Below are 15,689 nucleotides of genomic sequence, written 5' to 3'. Positions count from 1 at the left end.
GGTGAGGGGACGATGAGGCAGCTGCTGGTGTTCGCCGAGCGGGATGACGCCGAGGAGGTCGCGGAGACGCTCGGGGAGTGGTTCCCGGCGCTCGGGGTGCCGCGGGTGTGGCGGGAGACGCTGGCCGGGGAGGACGACGCCGAGGACGCGCAGTGGCTGGTCGTCGTCGAAGGATTGGATGAGGGCGCGCTGGCCAGAGTGGATGGGCTGGTGGAGCGATATGAAGGGTGGCGGGAAGTGGGCTGAGGTGGCTCAGAGCCGGTCGATCTCGGTGAGGTCGATGACCAGATCGAAGGGGGCGGTTGCCTTGACGCACTCGCGGTGGATGCCGGTGAGGGCATAGGAGCTGGTGGTGGGATCCAGTTCGTAGGCATAGACCACGGGCTTGTCCGGATTCTTCTCGACCCGCCAGAAGTATTGGATCGCGGCTTCGGCGTAGAGCTGCGGCTTGCGGTGGCGGTCGCGGACCTCGGACGCGGGAGTGGTGACTTCTATCGCGAAGACCACATCTTGCGCCTTGTAGAAGGTCTCGTCGTCGTCGCGGGCGGCGCCGGCCTTGATCACGATGAGGTCGGGCTCTAGGCGCTGGCGAGGGCCGAGAATGATGGTCATCTCGCGACGCACGCGAAGGTCTTGAGGTGCCGCACGGCGAATTTCGCTCTCGAGAAACGATACGACGCGCATGTGGAAGGAGGCTCGGGGACTCACGAAGACCAAGCTTCCATCAATCAACTCTGTGTGTGCAGGCAAATCCGGAATGTGATCGAGGTTTTCCGCGATGAAGCCTCCGGGTGGAGGAAACACCCAGTCGGGCAGCGAGGGATGCCTCGTCGCGCTCTCTTGGACCACCGCGTCGGCTGTCATGGCCCAACGCTAGCGGTCCCTGATGGGGGAGAGTGGCCGTATGCGTATTGCTGTGTTGTCCGATATCCATGGGGTGTTGCCCGCGCTCGAGGCCGTCTTGGACGAGCCGGAGGTGGCCGGGGCGGATGTGATCGCGCTGACCGGGGACATGGCCGCCGGGCCGATGCCGGTCCAGACGCTGGACGTGCTCGTCTCGCTGGGTGAGCGGGCGTTGTGGGTCAACGGGAACGCCGACAGGGAGCTGGTGGAGGCGGCGCGCGGGAAGGCCGTTCCCTATCCCGTGTCGCAGTGGGCCGCCGGGCAGTTGCGCGACGATCAGGTCGAGCTGCTCGCCGGGTTGCCCGATCGGCAGGTCGTCGAGCTGGGGCGGCTGGGGACCACGTTGTTCGTGCACGCGACGCCGCGCAGCGACGAGGAGATGATCCTCGTGGACAGCTCGCTGGAGCGGTGGGCCGAGGTGCTGGCCGGGGAGAGCGCCGGCACCGTGGTGCTGGGCAACACGCACATGCCCTTCGTACGGCTGGCCGATCGGGTGCTGGTCGTGAACCCCGGGTCGGTCGGCATGCCGTACGGGCGGAGCGGGGCGCATTGGGCGCTGCTGGACGGCGACACCGGCGCCGTGACCCTGCGCCGGACCCCGCTCGACGCCGCCCGGGTGGGGGAGCGGCTGGTGCGGGAGAGCAGGTTCGACGGGATCGAGGAGTGGGTGGCCGGCTACGTGACGAACGTCCACTCCGACGCCGAGGCGCTGCCGGTGTTCGCCAAGGCGGAAGGCCGGTGACCTAGACGGCGGCCTCCCTGCGGGCCTTCTCCGCCAGGGCGTGGTCGTCGGTCCTGGCGTCGTACGTGCGGAACGCGGGCAGTGCGGCGGCCAGGCCGAGCACGGCGCCCACGCACAGCAGGCCGCCCGCGCCGAGGGAGAAGCGGGTGCCGCCGAAGTCAGCCATCAGGCCGGCGCGGGCGTTGCCCAGCATCGGGCCGGACGCGTACGACAGGAGCTCGATCCCGGCCAGCCGCCCGCGCAGCTCCGGCGGGATCGTCTGGTTCCACATCGTCATGCGGAAGATGCCGCTGACCATGTCTGCGGCGCCCGCGAAGGCCAGGCAGGCGAACAGTACCCAGACGTTGGGGGCCAGCGCCGACGCGGCCACCGCCGCACCCCAGAGGGCGGCCGCGACGATCACGCCCAGGCCCTGGCGGTGTACGCGGGCCGCCCAGCCGCCGGTGATCGAGGCGGCCAGCGCGCCCACCGCGCTCGCCGAGTACAGCAGTCCCAGCGCCTGGGGGGAGTGCAGCTCGTCGGCCAGGAACGGGAAGAGCGACGTCCCCATCGCGAACACCATGGCCGCGATGTCCACCAGGTACGTGCCCACCAGGTCGGGGCGGCCCGCCGCGTAGCGCATGCCCTCGACCAGCGACTTCAGCGACGCGGGGGCGGCGTCCTCGGCCGGCGGCAGCGACCTGATCCGCCACAGCAGCGCCAGCGACAGCGCGAAGCTCAGCGTGTCGATGCCGTACGCCGCCGCCGGGCCGAAGGCGGTCACCAGCAGGCCGCCCAGCGCCGGGGCGACGATGGCGCCGAAGTTCCAGCGCATGCTCGACAGCACCGCCGCCGCGCCCTGCTGCTCGTGCTTGACCACCTGCTGGAACACGGCCTCCAGGCTGGGACGCTGCAGGCAGGAGATGCCCGTGGAGACGGCGCCCATCACGTACAGGACCCAGATCTGGGGGTTGGGGAGCATCGCGTTGACCGTGAGCGCGCCCGTGGTGACCAGGAGGCCCAGCTCGCTCAGGACGATGATCTTGCGGCGGTCGAGCGCGTCGGCGATCGCGCCGCCCCACAGGCCGCACACCACCATCGGGACGAACTCCGCCAGGCTCACCAGGCTGACCGCCAGGTAGGAGTCCGTCAGCTCCTTCATCTGGTACGGCACCGCGACCATGGTGATGAACGTGCCGAACATCGTGATGACGCCGGAGGCGAACAGGAGGCGGTAGTCGCGGGAGTCGCGCAGCGGGCTGACGTCGAGGGTGAGGTGACGCAGCAGGCGCTTCAGTCGTCCGGTGGGCAGCACGAGCGTCAATTTTCGGTCTCGGGTGAGGATCGCGGCAAATCGTTTTTCAGACAGGGGCATGCGGAAGGCCCCCGCTGGGAGGGAGCAGCGGGGGCCTTGGCCAGGGGGCGGCGGGTCAGGCGGCGGGGACCTTGTCGAGGAAGCCGAGGACCGTGCGGATCCGCCCGTCTTCGGCCAGCTCCACCACGTCGAACCCGACCGCGACCGCCTCCCCGCCCTCCGGGCCGAGGTGCCAGGTGAAGCGGGCGATGTGGTGGTGGGCGTCGTACACCTCGCCCGGGGTGAACACCAGGCCGGGGAACATGCCCTGGGCTCCTGCGATCACCGCGGCGATCGCGTCGTGGCCCTTCACGTCGGCCAGGGGGTCGGTGTAGGTGCCGTCCTCGGTCCACAGCTCGGCCACGGCCTTGGCGCGGGCGTCGGCGTCGGTCTCGTTCCAGGCGGCGACGTAGCGCTCGATGAGGTTCATGGTGGTCATTCCTTCTGTTCGCTGTTGGTCAGTTGTTGCGGGTCTTGCGGAGGCCGACGATCTGGAGTTCGGCGAACGCGCCGACCACCAGGGCCTGGGCGATGGTCCAGATGGCGCCGATCGTGGTGAGATCGGCGGCGCCGGTGACGACGGCGGCGACGCTGCCGAGGGTCCAGACGATGTTCAGGGCGATCACGGCCCTGGTGGCGGCGGGGCTGATGGCGCGGCGGGTGGCCAGGAGGCCGACGGCGGCGCCGTACACCAGCAGGAAGGCGCCGATGCCGCGCAGCAGGCCCGCGCCGGGGCCGAGCAGGTCGCTCACGGGGCCGGCGAAGGCGAGGTAGACCAGCCCGTTGCCGCCGGTGACGACGGCGTCGGCGGCCAGCGCCAGGCGCAGGAACTTCATCCGGTCGGCGGTGACGGTCAGGGCGGTGCTCATGTCTCGGGCTCCCTTGGTGGCAGTTCGTGGCGGTTCGTGGCGGTTTTTCGCGACACCTGAAAGATGTCAGCCACCACGTAGGGGGCGCGATTACCCGCCACGTAAAGGGATCAGCCGATAGCCCGTTCCACCTGCGGTGACGGGCCTAATGTGACGGTGGTCACCCGGCATGCGACGGCCTCCCGGGCGCGCGGCACCGGCATGCGACTCCCCGGCGTGCGGCACCGGCATGCGACGGCCTCCCGGGCGTGCGGCACCGGGAGGCCGGGGAGGGCTCAGGCGCCCAGGATCTCCCTGCGCAGGTGGGTCTTGAGGATCTTGCCGCCGGGGTTGCGGGGCAGCTCGCCCTCCCGGAACCAGACGTGCGCCGGGATCTTGAACTTGGCGATCCGGTCCTTGAGGAACGACTGGAGGTCCTCCGTGGCGACCGAGGTGCCGGGCGCCAGGCGGATGACCGCGCCGACCTCCTCCCCGAGCTCGTCGTGCGGCACCCCGATCACCGCCGCGTCGTCGACCGCCGGGTGCTCGAACAGGGCCGCCTCCACCTCGGCGCAGTAGACGTTCTCGCCGCCCCTGATCACCATGTCCTTGGCCCGGTCCACGATGTAGACGAAGCCCTCTTCGTCGATCTTGGCCAGGTCACCGGTGTGCAGCCAGCCGTGCACGAACGTCTCCGCCGTCGCCTCCGGCTTGTTCCAGTAGCCCAGGATGACGTTCGGGCCGCGTACGCACAGCTCGCCCACCTCGCCGGGCGGCAGTTCGGCGCCCATGGGGTCGACCACGCGCACGTCCACGACGGGTGAGGGCAGGCCGATGCTGTCGGGCTTGGCCCGGTAGTCGGCGCCGCCGTTGCCGATGGCCAGGGCGGTCGTCTCGGTCATGCCATAGCCGTTGGAGGGGGCGCGGTCGGGGAGGTTGCGGGTGATGCGCTCCAGCAGCTTGGGCGGGGCGGGGGCGCCGCCGTACCCGAGGGTGGCGAGGGACGACAGGTCGTACTTGCCGAAGTCGGGGTGGGACATGAGCTGCCAGGCGTTCGTGGGCACGCCGATCATGGCCGTCACGCGCTCCCGCTCGATCAGCCGCAATGCCTGCTCGGGGTCCCACTTGTACATGAGCACGAGGCCTCCGCCGGCGAACATCGTCGTGGTCAGGGCGGAGAAGCAGCCCGTGACGTGGAACAGGGGGACGGTCAGCAGCGTGACCCGGCGGGTGCCCGCCGCGGCCGCGACGTCCTTGCCCGCCATGGCCACCGCCCGCATGAGGCCGAAGGCGACGGTCATGGGGGACTGGCCCAGGTTGCGGTGGCTGCCCAGGGCTCCCTTGGGGCTGCCGGTCGTGCCGGAGGTGTAGAAGATCGTGGCGGGGTCCTCGGGGGCCAGCTCGACGGCGGGGAGCGTGACGTCGGCGGCGACCTCGCCCAGCACGTCGTCGAAGCCGCGCGCGCCCTGCGGGACCTCGCCCCGGGCGACGATCAGGGGGACGCCCGTCGAGGCGAGGCGGGCGGCGCGCTCGCCGTCCGCGATCAGCACCTTGGCGCCGGAGTCCCGCACGCCGTAGGCCAGCTCGGCCTCCGTCCACCAGGCATTGAGCGGTACGGCGACGGCCCCCGTCGCCAGCGCGGCCGAGAACGAGACGACCCATTCGGGGTAGTTGCGCATGGCCACGCCCACCCGGTCGCCCTTGCGCACCCCGTACTCCTCGACCAGGCGGTTGGCGAGGGTGGCGGCGCGGCGGAAATGGTCCTCGAACGTGATGTGCTCGTCCTCGTACACGAGGAAGACCTTCTCGCCGTGGAAGCGGCTCATCTCCAGCAGTGCGCGGAAGTGGGTGGGCGCGTGCTTCCAGGTGCGTATCCCGGTGTCGCCGATCTCCTCGATCTCGAACAGCTGGCCGGGTCCGGTGAGCTGGGCCACGACCTGGGCATGCGAAAGGGACATACGCAGAACTCCCGGCTGGTGGACGATTATTCTGGATAAATCACAGTACCGACCGGTAGGTACGTTGCGCTAGCTCGCCGGGAGCGGGCCAAAGCTCATGAAAGTTTCATTTATTTTCCGATAGTTTCTGGTGTTCAGCTGCTGGTTTAGTAGCCGCACGGGGCCGGCATTGACCCTGATCTCCCATGTCAATACCGTCTCCGGTGCGATCCATCAGGATCGAAAGCTTTCGGAGGTAGATGTCCGTGCATTCGTCCTCGCCCGTCAGAGCCCTCCTCGTCCTCGTGGGGATGCTCGCAACCTTCCTCCTGCCGGCCGGCCCGGCCCACGCCTCCGCGCCCCTGCGCACCCACGCGGCGGCCAAGGGCAAGTTCATCGGGGCGGCGCTGGCCACCGGCCAGCTCGCCGGCGAGAGCGCCTACCGCAACCTCGCCGCCACCGAGTTCAGCCAGGTCACCGCCGAGAACGCGATGAAGTGGGACTCGACCGAGCCCAGCCAGGGCCAGTTCAACTTCTCCGGCGCCGACGCCATCGTCAACTTCGCCACCCAGAACAACCAGCAGGTCCACGGCCACACGCTCGTCTGGCACCAGCAGACCCCGGGCTGGGTGCAGGGCCTGAGCGCCACCGCCATGCGCAGCGCCATGCAGAACCACATCAGCCAGGTCGTCGGCCACTACGCCGACAACCCGGCCGTGGTCTCCTGGGACGTGGTCAACGAGGTCTTCGACGACAGCGGCAACCTGCGCACGTCGTTCTGGTACAACACGCTGGGCCAGAGCTACATCGCCGACGCCTTCCGGGCCGCCCGCGCCGCCGACCCCGACGCCCGGCTGTGCATCAACGACTACAACACCGAGGGGATCAACGCCAAGAGCACGGCGATCTACAACCTGGTCTCGTCGCTGCGCCAGCAGGGCGTGCCCGTCGACTGCGTCGGCTTCCAGACGCACCTCGCGATCCAGTACGGCTTCCCGAACGACTTCCAGCAGAACCTCCAGCGCTTCGCCGCCCTCGGCGTCCAGGTCCGCATCACCGAGCTGGACGTGCGCATGGTGATGCCCAGGGACGCCACCAAGGACGCCACGCAGGCCACCTACTACCGCAACGTCGTCAACGCCTGCCTGGCCGTGACCGCCTGCGCCGGCGTGACGATCTGGGGCTTCACCGACAAGTACTCCTGGGTGCCCGACACGTTCTCCGGCCAGGGCGCGGCCCTGATCTACGACGAGAGCTACCAGCAGAAGCCGTCGTACACCGCCGTGCACGACGCGCTGGCCGGCGGCACGACCACCGACCCCACCCCGCCGACCACCCCCGGCATCCCCTCGGCGGGCAGCGTCACCTCGAACTCGGCCTCGCTCACCTGGACCGCCTCGACCGACAGCGGCGGGAGCGGGCTCGCCGGGTACGACGTCTACCGCGAGCAGGGCGCGACCGACCAGCTCCTCGGCCAGTCCACGACCAACTCGATCTCGCTGACCGGGCTCAGCCCCTCGACCCAGTACCAGGTGTACGTCCGGGCGCGTGACGGAGCGGGGAACGTCTCGGCCAACTCCGCCCTGGGCACCTTCACCACCACGGCCGGCCCGGGCGGCGGCGGTGGCTGCACGGCCGCCGGGACCGTGCAGACCCAGTGGGCCACCGGGTACGTCGTCCAGCCCGTGACCGTCACCAACACCGGGACCTCCGCCATCACCGGCTGGACCGTCACCTTCACCCTGCCCGCCGGGCACACGCTGACCGGCTCGTGGAACGCCACCCTCACCGTCAGCGGGCAGACAGTCACCGCCAAGAACCTCGCCTACAACGGCAACCTGGCCCCGAACGCCGGCACCACCTTCGGGTTCCAGGTCAGCCGGCCGAGCGGCAACACCCAGACGCCCTCCGGCTACACCTGCGCATAAGCCCGATCTCCCGGGCCTTCACGACCTGCCGGTTTTCTGACCGGCAGGTCGTGGTGCGCCTGTGGACTGAAATTTACTTTCACGCTTGGAGAACCACGTGAAGGCTGCTTGCAGATTGGGAGACCCTCATGCACCGTGGAACCAAGATTGAGAAAGGAGGGACGGTGCAGGTCAGGGGCCCGATCTGGGAGGAGGAGGTGAAACGTGCGATGTGCGATCCATCGGGCTTTGGGACCACGATCGTGCAAGAGCTCGGACGCATAGTCCGGGATGCGATCAAGTCAACACCCCGGACCGTACGGTTTCTCGTCATACTTGCCGCCGTTGTCATAGCGATCGGCGCTACCACAGCCATGATCGACTAAACGGCCGCCGCATGTAGTGGAGTACATGCGAACAGAGGTAAGGCTAACGTGGGGCGGGTCAAGCGTCGACCTTCCCCACGCGATGCCTTGGTGAAGCTGAAGCTCAACCCTTCACCGAGCCGGCGAAGCTGAAGGAACTGGCCAGATATTTGTTGACGGCCACGTAGAGAAACACCGCCGGCGCCGTGTAGAGGATCGAGAAGGCGGCCAGCTGGCCGTAGGCCACCTGCCCGTACTGGGAGAAGAACGTGTAGACGGTGACCGCCGCCGGCTGCTTCTCGGGCGTGTCCAGCAGGACGAAGGGGGCGAAGAAGTTCCCCCACTGGCCGACGAAGACGAAGATGGCCACCACGGCTATCCCCGGGGCCATCAGCGGGCCCACCACCGCCGTCAGCGAGCGCAGCCAGCCGGCCCCGTCCACCCAGGCGGCCTCCTCCAGGTTCACCGGCACGCCGTCCATGAAGTTCTTCATCATCCAGATCGAGAACGGCAGCGAGCTCGCCGTCAGGAACAGCACCATGGCCGGCACGGAGCCGTACAGGTTGAAGCGGAAGAACATCGCGTAGACCGGCACGAGGATCGCCGTCACCGGCAGGCCCGTGGTGAACAGGAGGCTCAGCATGAAGTGGCGGCGGTAGCGGAGCTGGTAGCGCGACAGCGGGTACGCGGCCAGCCCCGCCACCAGGACCGTCAGCACCGCCGTGGCGCCCGAGATGACGATCGAGTTGATCAGGGGCAGGATGATCGTGTCCCAGGTCAGGACGGCCCTGAAGTTGTCCAGGGAGAAGGAGAGCGTCGGCTTGGCGGCCAGGCTCGCCTCGGGCTGGACGGAGGCGAGCAGGACCCAGAGGAACGGGCCCAGGAAGGCCAGGGTGATCAGCGCCAGGGCGAGCAGGGCGGCGGCGCGGGCGGCGACCCTCGTCATGCGTCCTCCACCTTGATCAGGCGCAGGTAGACCAGCGAGAACAGCGCGCCGATCACCAGCATGACCAGCGCGATCGCCGAGCCGTAGCCGATCTCGAAATAGCGGAACGCCTGCTCGTACATGTACAGCGGCGTCGTCTGGCTGGCCGTGCCCGGGCCGCCCCCCGTCAGGGCGTAGATGAGGCCGAAGCTGGCCAGGGTCTGCAGCGTGATCAGCATGAGGTTGGCCATGATGGAGCGGCGGATCAGCGGCAGCGTGATGTGCAGGAGCCGGCGGCCGGGGCCCGCGCCGTCCACGGCGGCGGCCTCCACCAGGTCGGCGGGCACCTCCGAGAGCGCGGCCGAGTAGACGAGCATGGAGAAGGCCGTGCCGCGCCAGATGTTCGCGAGGATCACCGCCAGCATGGGCGCCGTGTAGAGCCACTCCTGGGAGACCCCCAGCACCCTGTTGAGCGTGCCCTCCTCGGCCAGGAACGAGAACCAGCAGGCCGCCGCCACGACCTCCGGCACCACCCAGGCGGCGATCACCACGCCGTTGACGACGCTGCGGGTCACCCGGCCGCGGCCGCGCTGGAGGAGGGCGATGATCAGGCCGAGGGTGTTCTGGCCGATGACCGCCGAGCCGATGACGAAGACGAACGTCAGGAGGAACGAGTTCAGGAAGTTGGGGTCGCCGAAGAGCTTGACGAAATTGGCCACGCCGACGAACCGCGAGTGAACCGAGGCCGAGCCCGTCAACGTCTCGTTGGTGAAGGCTATGTAGACGCTCCACAGGATCGGCCCCGCCAGGAAGAGCGCGAGCAGGACCAGGGCGGGCCCCAGGGGCAGGAGCCAGCGCATGGCGCCCCGCCGTGACGAGCCGCGTACCGGGCGGCTCGTCACGGGCGGGGGCGGGGCGGTGACGATCGTCATCGCGACAGGACCTTGTCGGGTCCGCCGACCGCGGCCGGGAGCGCCTTGGCATAGTTCGCGGTGGCCTCCTCAGGGGTGCGCGAGCCGGTCACGACCGCCTCCATGGCCTCCTGGACCTGGGTGGACACCTTCGGGTACACCTCGTACGCGGGCCGGTAGTGGGTGACGGAGGCCAGGTCGGTCCAGAACTTGACGCTCGGGTTGTCGGCGCTGTACTTCGGGTCGGCGGCCACGTCCTTGCGGGGCGCCAGGTCACCCGTGCCGACCGAGTACGCCATCGAGTTCTCCTTGTTCGTGGCCGTCGTGATGAAGTCGAACGCCTCCTGCTTGTGCTTGGTGTACGCGCTCATCGCCATGACCCAGCCGCCCGACATGCTGACCGCGCCCGGCGCCTCGCCGTTCTGCGTCGGCATGGGCGTCCAGCCGATCTTCTCCGTCCACTCGGGCCACGGCTTGGTGCCGGTGGGCTTCCAGGCCGAGCTCGCCCAGGCCCCGTCGAGGGAGATGCCGAGCTTGGCCTCGGGGAACCACTCCATGGTCACCTTGTCGCCGAGCTTGGCGTTGTGGGCGTCGGCCTGCTTCGGGCCCAGCTCCTCCCGGAAGACGGTGTTGACGAAGGTCAGGGCGTCGGTGAAGTTCTTGCCGCCGGCCACCCACTTCTTCTGCGCGTCGTCGTAGAGGGTGCCGCCCGGCGTGCCGTACAGGAGCATCTCGAAGCCCTGCATGGTCGACGCCTCGCCGTGGATCTTGGTGGCGTACATGCTGAACGGGACGACGCCGGGCAGCTTCTGCTTGATCGTGCGGGCTGCCGTCAGCACGTCGTTCCAGGTCTTCGGCTCCCACGGCACCGGCAGGCCGGCCTTGGCGAAGACGTCCTTCTGGTACCAGAGGCCGCGCGTGTCCGTGCTGATCGGCACGCCGTAGATCTTGCCGTCGCCGCCCTTGGCGGCCTGCTTGACCGAGTCGGGGAACTGGGTGCTCCAGTCGGGCCACTTGGCCAGGTAGTCGTCGAGCGGGGCCAGCTTGCCGGCCGCGACGTCCGCGTTGACCTGGAACGTGTCGTGGTAGTAGAGGTCCGGGGCCGAGTCGGGGGAGCGGTTGAGCAGCGCCAGCTTCGTGTAGTAGGCCTCGTTGTTGCCCTGGACGGCCGTGAGCTTGATCGTGACGCCCGGGTGGGCGGACTCGTACTGCTTCTTGGCGGCGCCGAGCATCTTCTCCAGGTACGGCCACGTCGTCTCGACCTTGTAGAGGACCTCGAGTTCCTTGGCGCCTGAGGTGTTCTGCGGGGTGCCGCCGCCGCACCCGGCGACGGCTGTCAGGAGGAGGAGAAGAGAACCGGCCAGCGTACGTTTCATCACGCGCTCCCCGTGTTGCCTTGGGTTTGCGGAGAACGTAAATCTATTTGATTTACTAAGTCAACACTCTGTGGTGACATGGCTCACATGCGACTGGGCACGAACTTGCCCAAGGTGGGGAGCTACAACCGGGCCGTGGTCCTGGAGGCGATCCAGGCGTCCGACGGCATCAGCCGCGTGCAGATCGCCGCCCGCACCCGGCTGACCGCGCAGACCGTGTCCGTGATCGTGCGCAGGCTGCTGGAGGAGGGGCTCGTCGTCGAGGACGGGTCCGTGCCGTCGGGCGGGGGCAAGCCGCGCACGATCCTGCGCGTGGACCCGGACGCCGGCTACGCGGTCGGGGTGCACTTCGACCCCGGGGAGATCTCGTGCGTGCTGGCCGATCTGGCCGGGCGGCCGGTCGAGCGGCTGCGCCTGCCCGTACGGCCCGGCCTGGAGCCCGAGGCGGTGGTCCGGCAGATGGCCAGGGCCGCGCGGCGGATCCTGCGGGAGGCGGGCGTGGCGGACGGCAAGGTGCTCGGGGTGGGGCTGGCCTGCCCGGGGCCGCTGGACGGGGACGGGGTGATGGTCTCGCCGCCCAGGCTGCCCGAATGGGACCGGGTGCCGATCAAGGCGCTGCTGCGCGAGCACACGCGGTTCCCGGTGACCGTGGACAACGACGCCACCGCCGCGGCGATCGGGGAGCGGTGGGCCGGGATCGCGCGGACCACGCCGAGCTTCGCCTACCTGTACCTGGGGACGGGCATCGGTGGCGGGATATTTCTGGATAACCAGGTATATCGGGGGCGGTCGTTGAACGCGGCCGAGTTCGGGCACATGACGGTCGAGCCCGACGGGCCCGAGTGCTACTGCGGCAACCGGGGGTGCGTGGAGGCGGTCTGCTGCCCGAGCGCCATCGAGGCCGCCATGGGCGGGCGCGCCTCCCACCAGGCCGTCTGCGCGGCCGCCGCCGAGGGGGAGCCCGAGGCGCGGCGGGTGATCGAACGGGTGGCGGAGCGACTGGCCGACGCCGCCGTCAGCGTGGTCAACCTGCTGGACATCGACCTGCTCGTGCTCGGCGGGCCCGCGCTCAGGGAGGTGGGGGAGCTCTACCGCGAGGTCATCGCGCGGGCCGTGTCCACCAGGACGCTGGCCAGGCGGCTGCACGCCGTCCGCGTGGAGACCTCGCCGATCGCGGCCGACGCCGCCGCGATCGGCGCGGCCTCACTGGTCTTCCACGCCACGTACGCGCCCCGCCTGGGCGCCCTCCTCAGCGGCTAGGCCCGCTTCAGCCGGAGCGTGACCAGCTCGAACGGGCGCAGCGACACCGACAGGCCCTGCCCCGGCGCCCCCGTGGGGCGCTCCAGCAGGTCGGTGGCGACGACCTCGGCGACGGGGAAGCCCGGCGTGAGCGTGGCGCGGGCCCGGCCGCCCCTCGACTCGTGGAAGCGTACGACCACGTCCCCGCTCCCGTCGTCGGCCAGCTTGACCGCGGTCACCACCACGGCGTCGTCGTCCACCGTGACCAGCGGCTCCACCTCCGTAGCCGCGCCGGTCACCAGGCGCTCGGGCAGGTTGACGAAGTAGCCCTCGCGCACCGCGTCGCCGATCGTCGCGCCCGGCACGAGCGCGTGCCGGAAGCGGTGCACGCCCTGGTCGGTCTCCGGGTCGGGGAAGCGCGGGGCGCGCAGCAGCGAGACGCGCACGGTGGTGGTCGTGCCCGAGTCCGGGCGGACGGCCCGGGTGACGTCGTGGCCGTAGGTCGAGTCGTTGACCAGCGCGACGCCCCAGCCCGGCTCCTCCACGTGCACGAAGCGGTGGTTGCACGCCTCGAACTTGGCCGCCTCCCAGCTCGTGTTGGTGTGCGTGGCGCGGTAGGCGTGGCCGTACTGGCTCTCGGAGGCGTACCGGTCGGCGCGCAGGTCCAGCGGGAAGGCCAGCTTGAGGAACTTCTCCGTCTCGTGCCAGTCGACCTCGGTGAGGATGTCGAGCCGCCCGCCGGCCAGCGTGAGCACCTGCGTCACCGTGGAGGACCCGAACGAGCGCCGGATCCGGACCCCGTCGCCGTCGAGGCTCACCTCGTCGGCGTCCACGAGGTCGGTGACCGTGTTGCGGTAGAACTCGTCCACGTCCCAGGCGTCCCACTTGTTGGGGAAGTCGGGGTGGAGCTGCAGGAGGTTCGCCGCCTGGCCGGGCGGGACGCTCTCCCGGCCCGCCGTCAGATCGTAGGCGGACACGACCAGGCCGCGGGCGTCGATCTCCACCCTGAGCAGGTCGTTCTCGAGGACGAAGCCGCCGCCGTCGCGCTCGCGCGGCTCCGTCCGCCGCACGCCGGAGACGGTCCGGGCGCCCCCAGCCGGCACGCCGTGGCGGGTGTGCGGGGCGCCGTTGAAGACCACGCGGCGGTCGCCCTCGCCGGCCAGGGCGCGCTGCGCGGTGTCGATGATCTCGTTCAGCTCCGCGGCCACCGCCTCGTACGTCCTGCGCGCCTCCCGGTGCACCCACGCGATCGACGAGCCCGGCAGGATGTCGTGGAACTGGTGCAGCAGCACCGTCTTCCAGATCCGGTCGAGCCGCTCGTACGGGTAAGCGGCCCCGGCGCGCACGGCCGCGGTGGCCGCCCACAGCTCGGCCTCCCGCAGCAGCGACTCGCTGCGCCGGTTGCCCTGCTTGGTCTTGGCCTGGCTGGTGAGCGTGGCGCGGTGCAGCTCCAGGTAGAGCTCGCCGACCCAGACCGGCGGGTTGGGGTACTCGGCCTCGGCCTTGGCGAAGAAGTGGGCGGGCGGTTCCCACGTGACGGCGGGCGAGCCCTCCAGATCGCGCACCCTGGCCGCCTTGGCGACCATCTCGCGCGTCGTGCCGCCGCCCCCGTCGCCCCAGCCCGTCGGCGCGAGCGAGTGCCGCGCGACGCCCTTGTCCTTGAAGTTTCGGGCCGCGTGCGCCAGCTGGTGGCCGCTCATCGAGCAGTTGTAGGTGTCCACCGGCGGGAAGTGCGTGAAGATCCGCGTCCCGTCGATGCCCTCCCACAGGAACGTGTGGTGCGGGAACGTGTTCGTCTGGCTCCACGAGATCTTCTGCGTGAGCAGCCGCTTCGACCCGGCCGCCCTGATGATCTGCGGCAGCCCCGCCGCGAAGCCGAACGTGTCCGGCAGCCACACCTCCTCGTTGTCGATGCCGAACTCGTCGATGAAGAAGCGCTTGCCGTGCACGAACTGCCGGGCCATGGCCTCGGAGCCGGGCATGTTCGTGTCGGACTCCACCCACATGCCGCCCGCCGGGACGAACCGGCCCGCGGCCACCGCCTTGGTCACCTTCGCCCACACCTCGGGGCGGTGCTCCTTGATCCACGCCCACTGCTGCGCCTGCGACATCGCGAACACGAAGTCCGGCTCGTCCTCCAGCAGGGCTGTCATGTTCGAGGCGGTGCGGGCCACCTTGCGCACGGTCTCGCGCAGCGGCCACAGCCAGGCCGAGTCGATGTGCGCGTGGCCGACGGCGCTGATCCGGTGCGCCGAGGGCGCCGCCGGGGACGACAGCACGCCGGTCAGCTCGGCCCGGGCGGCGTCCGCCGTGCCGTTGACGTCCTGCAGATCGACGGCGTCCAGCGCCCGCTCCAGGGCCCGCAGCAGCTCCCAGCGGCGGGTGCCGTCGGCGGGCAGCTCCAGCATCAGCTCGCCCAGCACCTCCAGGTCCATCACGAGCTGCCACACGCTCTCGTCGAAGACGGCCAGGTCCATGCGGGCCAGCCGGTACAGCGGGTCGCTCCCGGCCGTCTCCTTGTCGCCGAGGTGGGTCGGCCGGAAGGGCGGGAAACCGAGGATGACGGGGTTGGAGGCGGCCTCGACGTGCAGGCGTACCCGCTCGCCGCCCTCGGCGGGGGAGCCGACACGTACCCACTGGTTGCGGGGGTTGAGGCCCTTCACCGGCGATCCGTCGGGGCGGTAGACCAGGCCCTCGCACTGGAAGCCCGGCATGTTCTCGTTGAAGCCCAGGTCGAGGATGGCCTCCACGGTCCTGCCCGCCCATTCGGCGGGCACCGTGCCGGTGACCGTGAACCAGCTCGTGCCCCACGGTGCGCCCCACGCGGCGCCGGGCGCGATCGGCTCGGGCGTCGCCGCCAGCCCCTCCGCGACCGGTACGGGCTCGCCCGGCGCGTGCCAGACCGCCACCTCCAGCGGGACGGACTCGGGGTACACGGCCGGGCGGATGCGCTCGTCCAGCACCCGCTGCAGGCGGGCCTCGACCAGGTTGCGGTCATCATGCATGTCAGGCGGCTCCCCACGGAAAGTCGACAGATCAGCCTTTAGCACGTTAAGCAACCTGATCGCCCCCGGCAATGCACGAACCGGATCATCTCAGATGGCGGGTTCCCGACAAGTCGGGATCTAGCCACACCAACCTCATAGACAACGCCCATCCGGATGACTAGTAATTCGGTATTCGTGCTTACCGATTCTCTGGAG

At 69.9% G+C, this 15,689-nt stretch carries 13 protein-coding genes; 4 read left to right on the top strand and 9 right to left on the bottom strand.

Annotated features, from left to right (window positions below; all coding sequences use genetic code 11):
• Positions 1–12: 12 nt before the first annotated feature.
• Positions 13–246: a hypothetical protein gene (locus H4W80_RS15890; RefSeq protein ID WP_192785806.1), complete on the top strand. Its 234-nt coding sequence runs from the start codon at positions 13–15 to the stop codon at positions 244–246.
• A 6-nt stretch (positions 247–252) separates the two neighbouring features.
• On the opposite strand, the gene H4W80_RS15885 is transcribed toward H4W80_RS15890, so the two are convergent.
• The gene (locus tag H4W80_RS15885) at positions 253–864 is read right to left on the bottom strand and encodes a Uma2 family endonuclease (protein WP_192785805.1); all 612 of its coding nucleotides are present in this window, start codon (positions 862–864) and stop codon (positions 253–255) included.
• A 22-nt stretch (positions 865–886) separates the two neighbouring features.
• Between H4W80_RS15885 and H4W80_RS15880 the strand changes: the two genes are divergently transcribed.
• A complete protein-coding gene (locus tag H4W80_RS15880; protein ID WP_318786884.1) occupies positions 887–1,645 on the top strand; it encodes a metallophosphoesterase family protein in 759 nt (252 codons plus the stop codon).
• A 1-nt stretch (position 1,646) separates the two neighbouring features.
• Here the strand turns inward: H4W80_RS15880 and H4W80_RS15875 are convergent, their stop codons facing one another.
• The 4 genes from H4W80_RS15875 to H4W80_RS15860 all read right to left on the bottom strand — a co-directional run bounded on the left by H4W80_RS15875 (position 1,647) and on the right by H4W80_RS15860 (position 5,784).
• The gene (locus H4W80_RS15875; RefSeq protein ID WP_318786883.1) at positions 1,647–2,939 is read right to left on the bottom strand and encodes an MFS transporter; all 1,293 of its coding nucleotides are present in this window, start codon (positions 2,937–2,939) and stop codon (positions 1,647–1,649) included.
• 115 nt (positions 2,940–3,054) lie between these two features.
• Complete coding sequence (locus H4W80_RS15870; protein WP_225963469.1) at positions 3,055–3,408, bottom strand: nuclear transport factor 2 family protein; 354 nt, start codon at positions 3,406–3,408, stop codon at positions 3,055–3,057.
• 28 nt (positions 3,409–3,436) lie between these two features.
• A complete protein-coding gene (locus H4W80_RS15865) occupies positions 3,437–3,847 on the bottom strand; it encodes a hypothetical protein (protein ID WP_192785801.1) in 411 nt (136 codons plus the stop codon).
• A gap of 275 nt (positions 3,848–4,122) precedes the next feature.
• Positions 4,123–5,784 (bottom strand): class I adenylate-forming enzyme family protein, encoded by a 1,662-nt coding sequence (locus tag H4W80_RS15860; RefSeq protein WP_192785800.1) that lies wholly within the window; start codon positions 5,782–5,784, stop codon positions 4,123–4,125.
• Positions 5,785–6,023: 239 nt separating this feature from the next.
• On the opposite strand from H4W80_RS15860, the gene H4W80_RS15855 reads away from it, so the two are divergent.
• A complete protein-coding gene (locus H4W80_RS15855; protein WP_192785799.1) occupies positions 6,024–7,691 on the top strand; it encodes an endo-1,4-beta-xylanase in 1,668 nt (555 codons plus the stop codon).
• Positions 7,692–8,159: 468 nt separating this feature from the next.
• Here H4W80_RS15855 and H4W80_RS15850 read toward each other — a convergent pair whose 3' ends face one another.
• From H4W80_RS15850 to H4W80_RS15840, 3 genes are read right to left on the bottom strand one after another with little or no spacing between them, the layout of a single operon-like run.
• The gene (locus tag H4W80_RS15850; RefSeq protein WP_192785798.1) at positions 8,160–8,981 is read right to left on the bottom strand and encodes a carbohydrate ABC transporter permease; all 822 of its coding nucleotides are present in this window, start codon (positions 8,979–8,981) and stop codon (positions 8,160–8,162) included.
• On the bottom strand, positions 8,978–9,892 hold the full coding sequence (locus tag H4W80_RS15845) for a carbohydrate ABC transporter permease (RefSeq protein WP_192785797.1): 915 nt from the start codon (positions 9,890–9,892) through the stop codon (positions 8,978–8,980). The genes H4W80_RS15850 and H4W80_RS15845 overlap by 4 nt, the downstream gene beginning before the upstream one ends.
• The gene (locus H4W80_RS15840) at positions 9,889–11,247 is read right to left on the bottom strand and encodes an extracellular solute-binding protein (RefSeq protein ID WP_192785796.1); all 1,359 of its coding nucleotides are present in this window, start codon (positions 11,245–11,247) and stop codon (positions 9,889–9,891) included. Before H4W80_RS15840 ends, H4W80_RS15845 begins: the two co-directional genes overlap by 4 nt.
• Before the next feature lie 87 nt (positions 11,248–11,334).
• On the opposite strand from H4W80_RS15840, the gene H4W80_RS15835 reads away from it, so the two are divergent.
• Positions 11,335–12,507 carry an ROK family transcriptional regulator gene (locus tag H4W80_RS15835; protein WP_192785795.1) on the top strand — a complete coding sequence of 391 codons (1,173 nt, stop codon included), beginning with the start codon at positions 11,335–11,337 and terminating at the stop codon, positions 12,505–12,507.
• Here the strand turns inward: H4W80_RS15835 and H4W80_RS15830 are convergent.
• Positions 12,504–15,491, bottom strand: a complete 2,988-nt coding sequence (locus tag H4W80_RS15830; protein ID WP_192785794.1) for an alpha-mannosidase — start codon at positions 15,489–15,491, stop codon at positions 12,504–12,506. The two genes, H4W80_RS15835 and H4W80_RS15830, sit on opposite strands and share 4 nt — an antisense overlap.
• Positions 15,492–15,689 lie beyond the last annotated feature (198 nt).

This window comes from Nonomuraea angiospora (genome assembly GCF_014873145.1).
GTDB lineage: Bacteria > Actinomycetota > Actinomycetes > Streptosporangiales > Streptosporangiaceae > Nonomuraea > Nonomuraea angiospora.
The sequence above is the reverse complement of the archived record's forward strand: the minus strand, read 5'-3'. Positions and strand labels throughout refer to the sequence as shown.